Raw genomic sequence first — 15,241 nt, 5'->3', positions numbered from 1 at the left:
CGATGCGGGCGCTGCCGGAAGAAACGACATGGGATTGAAAGGCTGGGCGGGTTGTCTCGTATTCACCCTGTTGGCAGGCGCAGTCTGGGCCACCGATCAGGCCCCGGTCAAAGCCAAGGCCGAAGAGAAAGCCCAGGTGCTGGAAGAGAAAGCCGCGGACAAAGTCAGTGCCGCCCCGGCACCAAAATCCGAGGCCATCACGCCCACCGAAGTGCAAGCCGTCGACCCGGCAGGCACTGCACCGCTGGACGATCCGATCACGTGTCTGGCACGGAGTATCTACTGGGAAGCCAAAGGCAAGGACACTCCGGAAATGGAGGCCGTGGCCAACGTGGTGATGAATCGCCTCGGCCACGACGGTTTCCCCGGCACCGTTTGCGAGGTGGTCAAGCAGGGTTCGGAAACCAAGAGCTGCCAGTTTTCCTGGTGGTGCGATGGCAAGCCCGATCAGGTCAAGGAAGACGCCGAGTACGCGCTGGCCAAGGAAATCGCCGGCAAGGCCTTGAACCGGCAGCTCCCGGATCGCACCCATGGCGCACTGTATTTCCACGACCGCAACGTTCATCCGAGTTGGGCCAAGGAATACACCAAGACCGCCGAAACGAAAAAATTCCTCTTTTACAAACCGGCCGGTGGCGACGCGCGTTAGGCGCAGACTTGCCGCACACACTCGCGCAACCAGCGATGCGCCGGATCGGTGTCCATGCGCGGGTGCCAAAGCATCGACACGCTGATGTCCGGCATCTCGAATGGCAGGGTAAAACTGTGCAGGCCGGTGCGCAGTTTGCTGGTGTGACGTTGCGGAACGGTCGCGATCAGGTCTGACTCCCGCACCAGCGTCAGCGCCGCCGAGAAACCGCCAAATGAGGTGACGATGTCTCGCGTCAGTCCGAGCGCAAGCAGCGCTTCGTCCACAGGGCCGCTGCTGCGGCCGCGTCGTGAAATGAGAATGTGCTCGCCGCCGGCAAAGCGCTTGCTGGTGATTTTTCCCGCGCTCAACGGATGCCCCTCGCGTACCACACCGATCCACTGATCCTGAAACAGGATGCGGCTGTGCAGCGTCGGGTCGGTGCTGTCGTCGACCACGCCGGTTTCCAGATCGACGCGGCCTTCGCGCAGCGGCGTGCTGTCCTTGTCGGCCTTTTGCACAAAACGCAGGCGTACACCCGGCGCTTCTTCGCCGATGCGCGCGAGCAGGGCGGCGGCAAAGGTTTCGACAAAACCGTCGGTGTTGCGCAGGGTGAAGGTGCGTTGCAATCGGCCCGGATCAAGCACTTCGGCCGGCCGCAGAACCGCCTCGGCCTCCTGCACCAGATGACTGACCCGTTCGCGCAACTCCAGTGCGCGCGGCGTCGGCACCAGGCCTCGTCCGGCTCGCACCAGTAACGGATCGCCGGTGGTTTCGCGCAGCCGGGCGAGGGCGCGGCTCATGGCCGACGGGCTAAGCCGCAGGCATTTCGCGGCGCGGGCGACGCTGCCTTCGCGCAGCAATACGTCGAGGGTGATCAGCAGGTTGAGGTCAGGCGCGCTCATGACATGGCGTTCCATGCAGGTATCGAGTGCAAAGCATGCGTCTTGCGCCGTGTGTTGTCGAGGCTCAGGCTATGGCGATTGACCTTTGCACTGCGAGCCCGCCATGCCTCGAGAATCTCTAAGCACTCCCGCCCGATGGGCGCTGACCAGTCTGGCCCTGTCGATGTTGATGCCGTCACTGGACACCAGCATCGCCAACGCCGGCTTGCCGATCCTCGCGGCGGCGTTCGATGCGACGTTTCAACAAGTGCAATGGATCGTGCTCGCCTATCTGCTGGCGATCACCACATTGATTGTCAGCGTCGGGCGTCTCGGTGATGGCTTCGGTCGGCGTCGCTTGTTGTTGACCGGGATCGGCATTTTCACCAGCGCTTCGTTGGCCTGCGCATTGGCCCCGGGACTTGCCTGGCTGATCGGCGCACGGGCAGTGCAGGGCGTCGGTGCGGCGATCATGTTTGCCTTGACGATGGCGTTGGTCGCCGATGCGGTGCCCAAGGCGCGGGCGGGCAGCGCGATGGGTTTGCTGGCGACGATGTCAGCCACCGGCACCACCCTCGGGCCATCGCTGGGTGGACTGTTGATGGCCCATGTCGGCTGGCAGGCGATTTTTCTCCTCAACGTGCCATTGGGTTTGCTCAATGCGTGGTTGGTGTATCGCTATCTGCCGGCGGATCGGCCAACGGGGCCGCGTGTCGCGTTTGATTATCCTGGCAGTGCGGTGCTGGTATTGACGCTGGCGGCCTATGCGCTGGCGATGACGCTTGAAGGTTTCACGCTGCCGTTGCTGCTGGCCAGCCTGGGCGGCGCGGGGTTGTTCCTTGTGGTCGAGAAGAGGGCCAAGGCGCCGCTGATTCGCTTGGCGCTGTTCAGCGACCGTCGATTGAGCAGCAGCCTGGCGCTGACCTTGCTGGTGACGACCGTGATGATGACCACGCTGGTGGTCGGCCCGTTTTACCTCAGTCGCGGGTTGGGACTGAGCAGTGCCGTGGTTGGCTTGGCGTTGTCGGTCGGGCCTTTGTTGTCTGCGTTTGGCGGGGTGCCGGCCGGACGTCTGGTGGATCGCTTCGGTGCGCGACGGATCGTGCCGGGCGCGTTGCTTGCGATGGCCTGTGGTTGCGGTTTGTTGGCGCTCCTGCCGATGAGTCTGGGGCTGTCGGGGTATTTGTTGTCGATCGCGTTGGTCGCCGTCAGTTATGCGTTGTTTCAGGCGGCCAACAACACCGGGTTGATGGCTTGCGTCGGTCAGGATCAGCGTGGCGTGGTGTCGGCGATGCTCGGGCTGGCGCGCAACCTCGGCTTGATCACCGGCGCGGCGGTGATGGGCGCGGTGTTTGCGCTGGCGGCGGGGGATCCGACGCAGGCGCCCGCAAGCGCCATCGCCAGTGGTTTGCACATTACCTTTGGCGTCGCGGTGGCGTTGATGCTCATGGCGTTGATCATCAGCCGAGCGCCGTTCAACAATAGGAGCGAGCCTGCTCGCGAAGAGGCCGGCAAAGCCAGCATCGCTGGTGACTGACACTGCGTTTTCGCGAGCAAGCCCCTGCTCCCACGGGGGTTTGAGCTGGCCAAAGATTCAGGCTCAGCATCACTCATTGTGGGAGCTGGCTTGCCAGCGATGGCGGTTTCACAGTCAATGACGATGCTTGGCGGGCGGGGAAGTAGAGTTCGAAGCAGGTCTCGCCATCCTCACTGCTTGCGCTATAACGGCCCTGATGCAGTTGCATGATGGTCGCGACGATCGACAGGCCCAGACCATTGGATTGCGCCGAGCGTTCGCGGGACTGGTCGACGCGGTAGAAGCGCTCGAACAGTCGCGCCAGATGCTCAGGTGCAATCGTCGCACCCTGATTGCGCACCCGCAGATAACTGCCATCCACTTCGGCAATCGCTTCCACCTGCACCGTCGAATCCGCTGCGCCGTACTTGATCGCATTCGCGCACAGATTGGCCAGCGCCCGCCGCAACAGCATCGGTTCGGCCCAAATCACGCCGCTGCCACGCGCCTCGATGCACACGCCGACATCCGCCGCCAGGCCTTCAAAGTAATCGGCGATGCGCTGCATCTCATCCGCCGCGTCCAGCTCCTGACGCTGGCTCAGGGCACTGGCCGGGTCGGTGCGCGCCAGAAACAGCATGTTGTCGAGCATCCGCGTCAGCCGTTCCAATTCTTCGACGTTGGAGGCGAGCAACTGCTGGTAGGCCTCGATGCTGCGGTTCTGATGCAGCGCGACCTGGGTTTCGCCGAGCAGATTATTGATTGGCGTACGCAGTTCATGGGCCATGTCGGTCGAGACCTGGCTCAACTGCGCAAAGCCTTTGGCGAGGCGATCGAGCATGGCGTTGAACGCCTCGATCATCGGCAGTAATTCGCGCGGTGCGCCGTGGCTGTCGAGGCGCTCGCCGAGGTTGCCGACACCGATGCCATGCGCATGTCTGGCCAGGCGCCGCAACGGCAGCAAACCCCGATACACCAACAGGCAACCGATCAGCGCCAACACCAGCGCTGCCAATGACGCGAGGCCATAAACACTCAGGCGGTAATTGGCGAGCATCGCCGTGCGCTCGCTCATCAGGCGCCCGGTGGTGACTTGCAGATTGCCCAGATCGCCGGAATCAATCCGCGCCGCCACCGCCGAAAACGGCACGCCGGCGACGCTCGGCAGATGCTGCACGTCCTTCAACGTCATCGCCTGATCGATGGGCACCGCCGGCAACGTCGGCGTGGCCAGATTGCCCGGGTTGACCACCAGCAGCGGCGGTTGCCCCGGTGCGCCGATGGTCAGCAGCGCTTCGCGGTTGCCGAGCATGTTCTGGAACAGCGCCGGTTTGTTCTTGATCAGCTCAAGGGTGTTGCTGTCGTTGAGGAACGTGCGCAATTGATCGACGCGGCTGACCAGCGAAATGTCATCGCGCCGAATCAGTTGCTCTTCCAGCTCGCTGTACAGTGCCGCGCCGAGGCCGGCCAGCGACCCGAAGGCGAGCAGAGCGAACACCAGCGCCAGGCGTAAGGTCAGCGAATATGGGCGATTTGTGCTCATGCTTGCGTGTCGAAGCGGTAGCCGATACCGCGCACGCTGTGGATCAGCTTAAGCTGGAACGGGTCGTCGATTTTCGCCCGCAAGCGGCGCACGGCGACATCGACCACGTTGGTGTCGCTGTCGAAATTCATGTCCCATACCCGTGAGGCAATCAACGAGCGCGCCAGCACTTGCCCGGTGTGCGTGGCGAACAATTGCAACAGCGCAAACTCCTTGTTGGTCAGGGCGATGCGCACCCCAGCGCGCGTGACGCGGCGTTTCAGTACGTCGATCTGCAGGTCGGCGACTTGCAATTGTTCGTCTTCATGAATCGGCCCGCGCCGGGTCAGGGTGCGCAGGCGCGCCACCAGTTCGGCAAACGAAAACGGCTTGATCAGGTAGTCGTCGGCGCCCAGCTCCAGGCCTTTGACGCGGTCGGCGATGTCATCGCGAGCCGTGAGGAACAGCACCGGCGTGTCGGCTTCCTTGCGCAGCCGGCGCAGCACTTCCCAGCCATCCATTTTCGGCATCATCACATCCAGCACGATCACGTCGAAGCTGTGCTCCAGCGCTAGGTGCAGGCCGTCGGCGCCATTGCGCGCGAGGCTGACGCTGTAGCCCAGTTCCTGCAAACCGTTGAGCAGGTAATTGCCCGCTTTGGGTTCGTCTTCGACAACCAGAATATTCATCGATCAGCCTCAATGGTCATTGATGCAGCCGCTGCCTTGTACTTCATAGTTCAGCACATGCTCGCGACCCTGATGGTCGAGGTAATTCAATTGCGCCGGCACCACGCCGCACGCCTGTGAAATATCGGTGCTTGCGAGGACTTTGTCGACATCCAGATTGACGTAGAAGCCACTCTTGTCATGAATCACGGCGGTGTCGGGCATGTTCGCAGCGAAAGCAGAACCGGTGGCGAGGAGGGCGGTGATGGCGAGCAGAAGGGTTTTCATGATCAGTCACTCAGTGGTCGGAGTTGATCGGCATTGGCGCCGGGACAACATCAGGCTACCGAGCGATCCGCACGGCAAACCGACAGCTGAATGACAAAACTGTAATCAAAACCACCCCCTGGAGCTGCCGAAGGCTGCGATCTGTTGATCTTGTTTTTTACAGGCAAGATCAAGAGATCGCAGCCTTCGGCAGCTCCTACAGGTTGGGTTTCAGTCCCGACATTTACGGGGGGCAGGTAATGCGGGTCAGCTGGCGTGGGTATTGAGGATGCTCGCCACCTGTTGCGGCTGGCAATTGAGGTACGGCGAGGACTTCAGCCAGCGTTGATCGGGGTACCACGAGAACATGAACTGGCCATTCTTCAGGCGGTCGATCACTTGCCTGGCAATCTGCGGTCGTACCGCCGGGCAGCCCTGGCTGCGACCGATGCGGCCCTGACGCTTGCTCCACAACGGGTTCACGTAACTGGCGGCGTGGATGACGATGGCGCGGTCGCGGGCCATGTCGTTGAAGCCCGGCTCAAGGCCGTCCATGCGCAACGAATAACCGTGGGTGCCTTCGTAGCTTTCCTGGGTGCGGAACAAGCCAAGGCTGGACTGGTAACTGCCTTCACGGTTGGAGAACTGCGTGGCGAAGTTTTCCCCGGAGTTGGAACCGTGGGCGACCAGATCGCGTAGAACCAACTTCTGTTTGCTCAGGTCGAAAATCCACAAGCGGCGCTCGGTCGACGGTTGCGAGTAATCGATGATTGCCAGGTGGCGCGACGGTTTTGCACCGTTGTTGACCGCACATTGCATGGCGTTCAGCGCACCTTTCAGCGCCTGGGGATTGAGTTCTGGCGCGGCGTGCGCGAGGCTGTTGAAGAGAACCGGCGATGGCTTGCCGGCGGCAAATGCTGGACTGGTCACGGCGACGAGGGTCGCGGTGGTCAGCAGAAGTCGGCGCAAAAACGTCAACATTTATAAAGTGTCCTCACTTGCTACTTGTTTGGCACTTGGCTCCTGACTCCCAGTCGTTACCGGCAAGCCCGTTGATCGAGCCTGACTGTTCAGCGCACCTGATGTAAGGTTGACCGTCATCGAGACGGCCATGGATTGGAGTAAAGCAGTTGTTCAAAAAGTACGCATGCTACTTGAGCATTTGCCTGATCGCTGCGCCGTTTGTCGCTTGTGCCGATGAGCCGCTGACGCCCCTGCAAACGCTGCCAACGCCGCCGGCGGAAATGCCCGTCGAGCCGCAAAGTCCGTTGCAGGCGGTGCTGATCAGCCTGCCGCAGTCATGCCCGGCGATTGCTGCGCATCTGAACGGCCCGGCGCTGTCGCAGTTGCAGGGTTTCTATGAGCAGCAGGACTGGATGCCGGTGTGGGCCAGCGAGTCCGGACGATTGCAGACGTTGCAGGCGCAATTGCAGTTGTTGGCTGACGATGGTCTAAATCCGAAACGCTATCCGGTTGCGCCAAGCGCACCGCAGGACGGTGAGTTGTGCGCTGATATCGACATCAGTCGCTACTACCTGCAAGCCCTGCAGGATCTGCATTACGGGCGCCTGCTGCAATCGCATTTCGAACCGCTGTGGCATGCCGACGACACCCCGCGTGACCGTCAGGCGGAATTGTTGGCGATTGCCGTGCCGGGCATGCACGACATCCCGGCGGCGTTTGACCTCGCCCGGCCACGTCTGGCGCAGTACCAGAGCCTTCGCCACCTGTATGCCGCGCAACGCCTGAAAGCCTTGCCGCAATGGCAGTCAGTCGGTAACGGGCCGTTGCTGCGCCCGGCGATGGAAGACAAACGCGTGCCGGAACTGGCCCAGCGCTTGTTCAACGAAGGCTACCTGACGCATGCCGTCGGCACACCCGGCAACGCCTACGAAGGCGTACTGGTGGAGGCGGTGAAGAGTTTTCAGGCCAACCATTCGTTGCAGGCTGACGGCGTGGTCGGGCCGGGGACGATTGCCGAACTCAACATCAGCCCGTTAACGCGCCGCGAACAACTGCGGGTCAACCTCGAGCGTTTTCGCTGGATGGCCCAGGACATGGAACCCGATGGTTTGCTGGTCAACGTCGCCGCCGCCGAACTGACCCTGTATCAGGGCGGCCAGGCGGTGTGGCAGACCCGCACCCAGGTCGGTCGTGCCGAACGCCAGACGCCACTGCTGAAATCCCGCGTCACCCGGCTGACCTTGAATCCGACCTGGACCGTGCCGCCGACCATCTGGAAAGAAGACAAGCTGCCGGCGATCCGCAAGGACCAGACCTTCCTCAGTCGCCAGAACCTGCAGGTGCTCGACGCCAACGGCCAGCCATTGGCGGCTGCGGACATCGACTGGGACAACCCCGGCAACATCCTCCTGCGCCAGGACGCCGGGCCGCGCAATCCGCTGGGGCAAATGGTCATTCGCTTCCCCAACCCGTTTTCGGTGTACCTGCATGACACGCCGAGCAAGGCGTTGTTCGACAAAGGCCCACGGGCGTTCAGCTCCGGTTGCGTGCGGGTCGAGCATCCGATGCAACTGCGTGACCTGCTGCTCAGCCCGGCAGAAAAGGCCCGCACTGAAACACTCTTGGCGACCGGCACCACGCATGAATTCCGCTTGTCTGCGCCGGTGCCGATCCTGATGACCTACTGGACTGCGCAAGTCGGCAGCGATGGCCACGTGCGCTATGCACCCGATATCTACAGCCGCGACAGCGCGTTGCTGGCGGGTCTCGACGGCGCGCACTGACCCTCAGCGCAGGCGGCGCTGCCAGAAGCGACTGGCCAGCGCCGCATCGACACTCAAACGACCGGCTCCGGCAAACACCAGTGGCAGCAGCGCGGCCAGATAGATCGCCGGCAGCTTGAAGTTGCCGAAGCCTTTGTTGGTGATGGCGTAACCCTGCGCCAGCTCGCTGAGGCTCGACCAGTCGGCCGGCCAGTGCACGGCGGCGGTGGCAACGACGGTCACCACGATCAGCGCCAGCGCGGAAATACGCGTACCGAAGCCGAGCAGAATCGCCAGTGCGCCGATCAGCTCTACCCACATCGACAGCTCCCAGTTCAGCGTCGCCGGCAGGTGATCGAAGGGGAACGGGAACTTGTCCTGAATATCTTCGAACCAGTTCTGGCCGTTGAATTTCTCCAGGCCTGACTCGAAAAACTCCCAGGCGATGAATAGCCGCAAGGTCAATGGCGCGAGCCAGAGTCCGGCGCGGTCGAGGTGCAGGTGCAGGGTTTTGAGGGTGAGCATGGGAGTTCTCCGGTGCGAGGGGGGGAAGTGATTTCGACCGGGGTATTTCAGCGTCGCGGTGTATCGGCGATGTGTCGCCGGCGGTCGGCTTTCCACGCCTGGTGTGTCTGCGCGGTCGCCGTATACATTGCAATACACACGCTTCCTACAGGGGAGCAATGTGTCAGCCTGTGTGATGCGATTCTGTTGCGCAGCGTCTAGCCCCAGTGTCCCCGCGATCCCATGGGGCGAGACTTCGGAACCCGGCATGCAAGCGCTGTTGAACGAGATCCTTGACGCTGTCCGGCCCCTGATCGGGCAGGGCAAAGTGGCTGACTACATTCCCGCCCTCGGCACCGTGCCGGCCAATCAACTGGGCATCGCCGTGTACGGCAACGACGGCGAGATGTACTGCGCCGGTGACGCCGAAACGCCGTTCTCGGTGCAGAGTATTTCCAAGGTGTTCAGCCTGGTGCAGGCCATCGATCATTCCGGCGAGGCGATCTGGGAGCGCCTCGGTCACGAGCCTTCCGGCCAGCCGTTCAACTCGCTGGTGCAGCTGGAGTTCGAGCGCGGTCGGCCGCGTAATCCATTCATCAACGCCGGCGCGCTGGTGATCTGCGACATCAATCAATCACGCTTCGCCGCACCGACTCTGTCGATGCGCGACTTTGTCCGACGCCTGTCCGGCAACCCGCAGATCATGATCGACGGCAAAGTCGCCGACTCCGAATACCAGCACCGCGCGCGCAACGCGGCGATGGCGTATCTGATGCAGTCGTTCGGCAATTTCCACAATGACGTCGAGGCGGTGTTGCGCAGTTACTTCAGCCACTGCGCCTTACGGATGAACTGCATTGACCTGGCGCGGGCCTTCTGCTTTTTGGCCAACGACGGTTATTGCAAGCACAGCGGCGAGCAGGTTCTGACGCGGCGCCAGACCCAGCAGGTCAATTCGATCATGGCCACCAGCGGCCTGTATGACGAGGCGGGCAACTTTGCCTACCGCGTCGGGCTGCCGGGCAAGAGTGGCGTCGGTGGCGGGATTGTTGCAGTGGTGCCGGGGCAGTTCACCGTGTGCGTGTGGTCGCCGGAACTGAATGCCGCCGGTAACTCGCTGGCAGGGATGGCGGCGCTGGAGATGCTCAGCTCGCGGATCGGCTGGTCGGTCTTCTGACCTGATCCGCCAAACACCCCAAACCCTGTGGGAGCCGGCTTGCCAGCGATGAGGTCCTGTCAGTCACAATAAATTTGACTGAACCACCGCTATCGCTGGCAAGCCAGCTCCCACAGGTTTCTTTAGTGTTTGAAGAGGTGTATTTCATCGAGTAATCCGCTACATTTTCCGGCCGCCCTTTGCATGGTGAATCCGCTTAATGTCTCTTGCACTCGAACGTCTCGTCGCTGGCACGCCGATCCCTTTCGCCGGTAACCGCGTCACCGTGGTCAGCCCCGAACTGGCCGCGCGTTTTCAGCCCGGTGACCACCTGCTGGTGGAGCAGGTGAGCGGCGAGTTGTTGCTGATTCCGGTGGCTGATCAGCAAGCAGCGGCGGTGGCAATCGAGCGTGCGGCAGCGGCGTTTACCGCGTTGTCGACGGTCTCGGATGAAGCGATCAGCCAATTTTTCGACCTGTTCGCACAACGCCTTGAGACCCCGCAGTGCTGGGCGAACATTGCCTCGGCCAACCTTGCCGATATCGAACGGGCCAAGGCGCGTGGTCGCTCGACCACCCGCTTGCTCGCCGATGAGCGCATGCGCAACGACATGATCGCCGGCCTGCGCGCCTGGCGTGATGCCGCGCCGACCCGGGGCAAAGTCATCAGCAGCGTCGAACACGATGGCTGGAAGGTCGAGCAAGTCGTCTCGCCGTTGGGCATCGTCGCCTTTGTCTTCGAAGGGCGGCCGAACGTATTCGCCGATGCCGCCGGGGTCCTGCGCACCGGCAACACCGCGGTGTTGCGCATTGGCAGCGATGCTTTGGGCACTGCGCAAGCCATCGTTACTCATGCCTTGAACCCGGCGCTGGCCGATGCCGGTTTGCCGGCCGGTGCGGTGTCGTTAGTGGAAAGCGTCAATCATGCGGCCGGCTGGGCGATGTTCGCCGACCGACGTCTGTCGCTGGCGGTGGCGCGCGGTTCGGGGCGTGCGGTCAGTCAACTCGGCAGCATCGCCCAGCAGGCCGGCACCGCCGTCAGCCTGCACGGTACGGGTGGCGCGTGGCTGATTGCCGATCGTGCTGCCGATGCCACACGCTTTGCGGCGGTGGTGCGTAACTCGCTGGATCGCAAAGTCTGCAACACGCTGAACGTTTGCCTGATTCAGCGCGAGCGTGCGGTTGAATTGCTGCCGTTGTTTCTCGGTGCATTGCAGCAGGCCGGCATCGCGCGTGGGCAAGGCTGCAAATTGCACATCGTCGAGGGCAGTGAAGGTTATCTGCCGGCTGAGTGGCAGAACGCGACGGTCGAGGTGTATCGCGCCGAGGGTTATCAGACTGAGGCGTTGGCCGAGGCATTGGCGGAAGCCGATCTAGGTCGCGAGTGGGAATGGGAGGAAACCCCCGAAGTCAGCCTGATGATCGTCGATGACCTGGACCAGGCGATTGCGCTGTTCAACCGCCATAGCCCGCAGTTCACCGTGTCGTTGATCAGTGAAGATGCGCAGGTGCAGGAGCGCTTTTACAACGCGGTGAATGCGCCGTTCGTGGGCAACGGCATCACCCGTTGGGTCGACGGCCAGTACGCGCTGAACAAGCCGGAACTGGGCCTTTCGAACTGGGAGAGTGGGCGCTTGTTTGCGCGCAGTGCGATCTTGTCGGGTGATGGCGTGTTCACTGTTCGTAGCCGCATGACTCAAGTAGACCTCACGGTAAAACGCTGATGCCGCATTTGGTGATCGTTCCCACGCTCCAGCGTGGGAACGCAGCCCGTGACGCTCCGCGTCACTGGACGCAGAGCGTCCCCTGAGGCATTCCCACGCAGAGCGTGGGAACGCTCAATTGCTCAGGCAGCGTGGGTGGTTTGGGCATGAATCGCGCAAGTCGCCGGTTGTTCGGCCAGCGGCACAAACGTTCGGCGGTCCGAGGACAGCGCATCGATCGAGCCGGTCTCGATGTCATACACCCAGCCATGCAGGTTCAGCAGGCCTTTTTCCTGCGCCAGACGCACACTCGGATGAGTCTGGATATTCGCCAGTTGCGCGATCACGTTCTCGCGCACCATCGAGCTCAATTTCGCCGCGTCACTGGCATGCGTTCGCGCTTCATTCACCACTTTTGCCGACTCGGCATGCTGCAGCCAACCGCTGACGGCGGGCAGGTGATCCATGCATTTGCACTTGGCAATCGCGGTCATTGCGCCGCAGTCCGAATGCCCGCAGATCACGATGTCAGTCACCCCGAGCACCGCCACTGCATATTCTACTGTCGCCGAAACCCCGCCTGGATGCGGGCTGTACGACGGCACGATATTACCGGCGTTACGAATCACGAACAGCTCGCCGGGCTCTTGTTGAGTCAGCAATTCCGGCACCACACGGCTGTCGGAACAGGTGATGAACAAGGTGCCGGGCTGTTGCGTCGTCGCCAGGTGTTTGAACAGTTCGGTGCGTTGCGGGAACGCTTCGTTCTGGAATTTCAGGAAGCCATCAATCAGGTTTTTCATGGTGTTGTCCTCTTAGTTTGAGCAACCGCTGCCGAATTCGCTGTATTGAAGAATGTGTTTGCCGCCGTTGCTGTCCAGATACGTCATCTCGACCGGCACCACGCCACACACCTCGGCAACCGGGGTAATGCTCAGCACTTGGGCGATATCCAGTTGCATGCCGTAGCGGTAGGCGACGGCCTCGTCGGCGGCAAATGCCTGGGCGCAAAAACCGCCGAGCAGGGCCAGGGTCAACAGGATTTTTTGCATGGGGCAGCCTCCAGATGTATTGGGTGACGGGTAGCCATTCGAGGTGGGTTGGCCCGCACGCACGGTGCGGGCCGGTGCGGATCAGAACGGACGCAGCGGCAGGAATTTGCCGTCGAGGGTGACCACGGCGCGGGAACCACCTTCCGGGTCTTCGACTTTCTTGATGTCGAGTTTGAAGTTGATCGCGCTGATGATGCCATCGCCGAACTGCTCGTGAACCAATGCTTTGAGCGTGGTGCCGTAGATCTGGATCATCTCGTGGAAGCGGTAGATGGTCGGGTCGGTCGGTACGCCGCTGAGGCTGCCACGCAGGGGGATGATCTGCATCGCCGCGACGTCTTCAACGCTCAGTTCCAGCTTGTCGCCGACCACTTGGGCGGCATTTTCCGGCAGCGGATGCTGGCCGAGCAGAGCGGCGGTGACGTACGCCAGGCTGAGGCCGGTGCCGTCGGCAAGATCCTGCCACGACAGATCTTTGCGTGCCTTGGCGTCGAGAACGCGGGTGGTCAGGGCCAGGCTGGTGTCGTTGTAGGCGTGGGACTGTTGCATGGTGTCACTCCTTTCAGGGTTGGCTTGCTGTGTGGGAGCAATCTTCTGCCGATTGATCCATAGCGTCCAAGACCGATATACAATGCTTCACATAAGTTCTGCCTATAGATGGTGTGCCCCATGCTGCTGCGACATTTGCGTTATCTGCTGGCCGTTGCCGATCACGGCGGCTTCACCCGTGCTGCCGAGGCGCTGCATGTGTCGCAGCCGACCTTGTCGCAACAGATCCGCCAACTGGAAGAGTCCCTCGGTGTGAATCTGTTTGATCGCACCTCGCGCACGGTCAAACCCACCGATGCCGGCGAGGCTTACATCGAATGCGCGCGCCGGGTGCTGGTGGAACTGGAGGCGGGTAAACGCGCGCTGCATGACGTCAAGGATCTGTCTCGCGGGACGTTGCGGCTGGCGATGACGCCGACGTTCATGGCGTATCTGGTCGGGCCGTTGGTGCGCGACTTTGCGGCGCGGTATCCGGGGATTCATCTGCAGATTTTCGAGTTGTCGATGGACGACATTGAAGCGGGGCTGGCGGATGACTCGCTGGATGTTGCGATTGCCTTTACACCGGTGCGTAACCCGGAGATCGAGTGTATTCCGGCGTTTACCGAAACCTTGGGGATCATGGTCGGGCGCGAGCATCCGCTGTATGACAGTCGCTCAGTGCTGACGCCGGAAGATATCGCTGCACTGGACTTTGCTCTGTTGGCGCCGGACTTCATTACGCGTTTATCGGTGGATGAGTATTTTCGGCAGCACGGGATTACGCCGCAGGTGCGGATAGAGGTGAACTCGGTGAGTACCTTGCTGGAGGTGGTGCGTTGTTCGCCTCTGGCGACGATGTTGCCGCAGGCGATTGCGACTGAGGATCGGGCGTTGCGCCGGTTGCAGCTGGAGAGTGATGCACCGCAGCGTGGGGCGGCGTTGTTGCGGCGGCGCAATAATTATCACAGTTCGGCGGCGGTCGCGTTTGCTGAAATGGTGTTGGGCTGGGGGATGCCTCACCCTAACTCTCTCCCAGAGTGAGAGGGGACTGACCGAGGGATGCTGGAGTAATACGCCGACCTGAAAGAGTTTTGCTGAATCCATAATCAACTCGGTGTTCCGGGTTGACGGATGACTTGAGATCACTCGATCGGCTCCCTCTCCCTCGGGAGAGGGCTGGGGTGAGGGGCTGCAATTCCAGTCACGCCAAATCAATGCATGCGAACAAAAAAAGGCCTGCTTCCTTTAAGGAAGCAGGCCTTTCAATTATTTGATGACTAACTCAGCAGAACCGATCAATCACCCGAACTTCATTGTTGTTCTGCATCGAATCCCACGCCTGTTTCAGCGTTTGCAGAACATTACCGATGAAGTCCCTGTCGGCTGCCGCTTTCTTGCCAACATAACCGTGGCCGCGACGGTACATCTTCAGGCGGGCCAGCAGGTTCTGGGTGTTCTGCTCGAATTCTTCTTCGCCAGCATGGGGCGCCAGGCAGTCGATATGCACCTGACCCGATTTGCTGATCCACAGAATATGGCTGTCGTGGCTGTCTTTCTGCGCAGCGAACATACGAGCCAGTTCTTCGATAGTGGGTTGATTGTTCAGATTCATGATTTTGCCCCTTGACCAGTCTGGTGATCTTTCAAAGTTGATTCGCTAATACAGGTAGCCCATCGGTTAGTTGATCCCTGGCACCGAAACCAGGAATTAAGAGCTCGCCCGTGTGAAGTACGTTGTCATGCATCTGTTGCATGTAGTCGTGTTGAATAACTGCTACGCAATAGCGTCACAACGAGGAGAAGCAGCGAAAACCGGGAGGCTCCTTGACGACATATTCAGTGTCGACCACAAGCGTCTTGAGAATTTTCGCCAGCGCTTCTCGTCCTTGTACTGGACGTTCAGGCCAGGTCAGCTTCTTCAATCTGCCTTGTGGGCAGCGTGTATCCGGAAAAAACAACTCGGCGGTCAGACGAGTTTGCTCAAGCATGTTGCCAGTGTTCCCGATCGGGGAACGTCTTCATCATGCAAAAGCAAAACGACGCCGTCAACGGTTTTGTAGTGATTATTTTTGTTCACTACATATT

The 15,241-nt window shown here is 61.1% G+C and carries 17 protein-coding genes; 6 read left to right on the top strand and 11 right to left on the bottom strand.

Going from position 1 to position 15,241, the window contains the following annotated elements:
- The first annotated feature begins 28 nt into the window (after positions 1–28).
- Positions 29–649, top strand: coding sequence for a cell wall hydrolase (locus ACIPZE_RS08370; protein ID WP_283436900.1), 621 nt, complete (start codon positions 29–31; stop codon positions 647–649).
- Here ACIPZE_RS08370 and ACIPZE_RS08365 read toward each other — a convergent pair.
- Positions 646–1,533 (bottom strand): LysR family transcriptional regulator, encoded by an 888-nt coding sequence (locus ACIPZE_RS08365; protein ID WP_283436899.1) that lies wholly within the window; start codon positions 1,531–1,533, stop codon positions 646–648. The two genes, ACIPZE_RS08370 and ACIPZE_RS08365, sit on opposite strands and share 4 nt — an antisense overlap.
- 103 nt (positions 1,534–1,636) lie before the next feature.
- Between ACIPZE_RS08365 and ACIPZE_RS08360 the strand changes: the two genes are divergently transcribed.
- Positions 1,637–3,049 (top strand): MFS transporter, encoded by a 1,413-nt coding sequence (locus tag ACIPZE_RS08360; protein ID WP_400772371.1) that lies wholly within the window; start codon positions 1,637–1,639, stop codon positions 3,047–3,049.
- Between the two features lie 73 nt (positions 3,050–3,122).
- Here the strand turns inward: ACIPZE_RS08360 and ACIPZE_RS08355 are convergent, their stop codons facing one another.
- From ACIPZE_RS08355 to ACIPZE_RS08340, 4 genes are all read right to left on the bottom strand, one after another.
- Positions 3,123–4,571 (bottom strand): heavy metal sensor histidine kinase, encoded by a 1,449-nt coding sequence (locus tag ACIPZE_RS08355; protein ID WP_283436897.1) that lies wholly within the window; start codon positions 4,569–4,571, stop codon positions 3,123–3,125.
- Entirely contained in the window at positions 4,568–5,239 is a 672-nt protein-coding gene (locus tag ACIPZE_RS08350) for a heavy metal response regulator transcription factor (RefSeq protein ID WP_283436896.1), read from the bottom strand. Before ACIPZE_RS08350 ends, ACIPZE_RS08355 begins: the two co-directional genes overlap by 4 nt.
- Before the next feature lie 9 nt (positions 5,240–5,248).
- Positions 5,249–5,506 (bottom strand): DUF2790 domain-containing protein, encoded by a 258-nt coding sequence (locus ACIPZE_RS08345; protein ID WP_129392394.1) that lies wholly within the window; start codon positions 5,504–5,506, stop codon positions 5,249–5,251.
- Positions 5,507–5,752: 246 nt separating this feature from the next.
- Entirely contained in the window at positions 5,753–6,466 is a 714-nt protein-coding gene (locus tag ACIPZE_RS08340; RefSeq protein ID WP_283436895.1) for a murein L,D-transpeptidase catalytic domain family protein, read from the bottom strand.
- A gap of 149 nt (positions 6,467–6,615) precedes the next feature.
- Here ACIPZE_RS08340 and ACIPZE_RS08335 point away from each other — a divergent pair, with 149 nt between their 5' ends.
- Entirely contained in the window at positions 6,616–8,232 is a 1,617-nt protein-coding gene (locus ACIPZE_RS08335; RefSeq protein WP_400772369.1) for a murein L,D-transpeptidase, read from the top strand.
- Positions 8,233–8,235: 3 nt separating this feature from the next.
- Here the strand turns inward: ACIPZE_RS08335 and ACIPZE_RS08330 are convergent, their stop codons facing one another.
- Positions 8,236–8,736, bottom strand: coding sequence for a DoxX family protein (locus ACIPZE_RS08330; RefSeq protein WP_400772367.1), 501 nt, complete (start codon positions 8,734–8,736; stop codon positions 8,236–8,238).
- Positions 8,737–8,983: 247 nt separating this feature from the next.
- On the opposite strand from ACIPZE_RS08330, the gene glsB reads away from it, so the two are divergent.
- Both glsB and ACIPZE_RS08320 read left to right on the top strand, forming a co-directional pair.
- On the top strand, positions 8,984–9,892 hold the full coding sequence (glsB, locus tag ACIPZE_RS08325; protein ID WP_400772365.1) for a glutaminase B: 909 nt from the start codon (positions 8,984–8,986) through the stop codon (positions 9,890–9,892).
- Between the two features lie 199 nt (positions 9,893–10,091).
- A complete protein-coding gene (locus tag ACIPZE_RS08320) occupies positions 10,092–11,594 on the top strand; it encodes an aldehyde dehydrogenase family protein (RefSeq protein ID WP_400772363.1) in 1,503 nt (500 codons plus the stop codon).
- A gap of 122 nt (positions 11,595–11,716) precedes the next feature.
- Here the strand turns inward: ACIPZE_RS08320 and ACIPZE_RS08315 are convergent, their stop codons facing one another.
- The 3 genes from ACIPZE_RS08315 to cynS form a co-directional block, all read right to left on the bottom strand.
- Positions 11,717–12,376: a carbonic anhydrase gene (locus ACIPZE_RS08315; protein WP_129392413.1), complete on the bottom strand. Its 660-nt coding sequence runs from the start codon at positions 12,374–12,376 to the stop codon at positions 11,717–11,719.
- A gap of 12 nt (positions 12,377–12,388) precedes the next feature.
- A complete protein-coding gene (locus ACIPZE_RS08310; RefSeq protein WP_283436891.1) occupies positions 12,389–12,625 on the bottom strand; it encodes a DUF2790 domain-containing protein in 237 nt (78 codons plus the stop codon).
- Between the two features lie 81 nt (positions 12,626–12,706).
- Entirely contained in the window at positions 12,707–13,174 is a 468-nt protein-coding gene (gene cynS, locus ACIPZE_RS08305; RefSeq protein ID WP_129392419.1) for a cyanase, read from the bottom strand.
- Positions 13,175–13,294: 120 nt separating this feature from the next.
- Here cynS and cynR point away from each other — a divergent pair, with 120 nt between their 5' ends.
- Entirely contained in the window at positions 13,295–14,197 is a 903-nt protein-coding gene (gene cynR / locus ACIPZE_RS08300) for a transcriptional regulator CynR (protein ID WP_400772360.1), read from the top strand.
- A gap of 241 nt (positions 14,198–14,438) precedes the next feature.
- Here the strand turns inward: cynR and ACIPZE_RS08295 are convergent, their stop codons facing one another.
- Positions 14,439–14,768 carry a hypothetical protein gene (locus ACIPZE_RS08295; protein WP_283436889.1) on the bottom strand — a complete coding sequence of 110 codons (330 nt, stop codon included), beginning with the start codon at positions 14,766–14,768 and terminating at the stop codon, positions 14,439–14,441.
- A 175-nt stretch (positions 14,769–14,943) separates the two neighbouring features.
- Complete coding sequence (locus tag ACIPZE_RS08290) at positions 14,944–15,144, bottom strand: hypothetical protein (protein WP_164979426.1); 201 nt, start codon at positions 15,142–15,144, stop codon at positions 14,944–14,946.
- Positions 15,145–15,241: the final 97 nt, after the last annotated feature.

The sequence above is a fragment of the Pseudomonas sp. NPDC089741 genome, from assembly GCF_044748825.1.
In the GTDB taxonomy this organism is placed as follows: domain Bacteria; phylum Pseudomonadota; class Gammaproteobacteria; order Pseudomonadales; family Pseudomonadaceae; genus Aquipseudomonas; species Aquipseudomonas helmanticensis.
The sequence above is the reverse complement of the archived record's forward strand: the minus strand, read 5'-3'. Positions and strand labels throughout refer to the sequence as shown.

What these genes read in the sequence shown, in the direction of transcription:
- ACIPZE_RS08370 (WP_283436900.1), top strand. Translation starts at nt 29, where the DNA reads ATGGGATTGAAAGGCTGGGCGGGTTGTCTCGTATTCACCCTGTTGGCA.
- ACIPZE_RS08365 (WP_283436899.1), bottom strand. Translation starts at nt 1,533, where the DNA reads ATGAGCGCGCCTGACCTCAACCTGCTGATCACCCTCGACGTATTGCTG.
- ACIPZE_RS08360 (WP_400772371.1), top strand. Translation starts at nt 1,637, where the DNA reads ATGCCTCGAGAATCTCTAAGCACTCCCGCCCGATGGGCGCTGACCAGT.
- ACIPZE_RS08355 (WP_283436897.1), bottom strand. Translation starts at nt 4,571, where the DNA reads ATGAGCACAAATCGCCCATATTCGCTGACCTTACGCCTGGCGCTGGTG.
- ACIPZE_RS08350 (WP_283436896.1), bottom strand. Translation starts at nt 5,239, where the DNA reads ATGAATATTCTGGTTGTCGAAGACGAACCCAAAGCGGGCAATTACCTG.
- ACIPZE_RS08345 (WP_129392394.1), bottom strand. Translation starts at nt 5,506, where the DNA reads ATGAAAACCCTTCTGCTCGCCATCACCGCCCTCCTCGCCACCGGTTCT.
- ACIPZE_RS08340 (WP_283436895.1), bottom strand. Translation starts at nt 6,466, where the DNA reads ATGTTGACGTTTTTGCGCCGACTTCTGCTGACCACCGCGACCCTCGTC.
- ACIPZE_RS08330 (WP_400772367.1), bottom strand. Translation starts at nt 8,736, where the DNA reads ATGCTCACCCTCAAAACCCTGCACCTGCACCTCGACCGCGCCGGACTC.
- glsB (WP_400772365.1), top strand. Translation starts at nt 8,984, where the DNA reads ATGCAAGCGCTGTTGAACGAGATCCTTGACGCTGTCCGGCCCCTGATC.
- ACIPZE_RS08320 (WP_400772363.1), top strand. Translation starts at nt 10,092, where the DNA reads ATGTCTCTTGCACTCGAACGTCTCGTCGCTGGCACGCCGATCCCTTTC.
- ACIPZE_RS08315 (WP_129392413.1), bottom strand. Translation starts at nt 12,376, where the DNA reads ATGAAAAACCTGATTGATGGCTTCCTGAAATTCCAGAACGAAGCGTTC.
- ACIPZE_RS08310 (WP_283436891.1), bottom strand. Translation starts at nt 12,625, where the DNA reads ATGCAAAAAATCCTGTTGACCCTGGCCCTGCTCGGCGGTTTTTGCGCC.
- cynS (WP_129392419.1), bottom strand. Translation starts at nt 13,174, where the DNA reads ATGCAACAGTCCCACGCCTACAACGACACCAGCCTGGCCCTGACCACC.
- cynR (WP_400772360.1), top strand. Translation starts at nt 13,295, where the DNA reads ATGCTGCTGCGACATTTGCGTTATCTGCTGGCCGTTGCCGATCACGGC.
- ACIPZE_RS08295 (WP_283436889.1), bottom strand. Translation starts at nt 14,768, where the DNA reads ATGAATCTGAACAATCAACCCACTATCGAAGAACTGGCTCGTATGTTC.
- ACIPZE_RS08290 (WP_164979426.1), bottom strand. Translation starts at nt 15,144, where the DNA reads ATGCTTGAGCAAACTCGTCTGACCGCCGAGTTGTTTTTTCCGGATACA.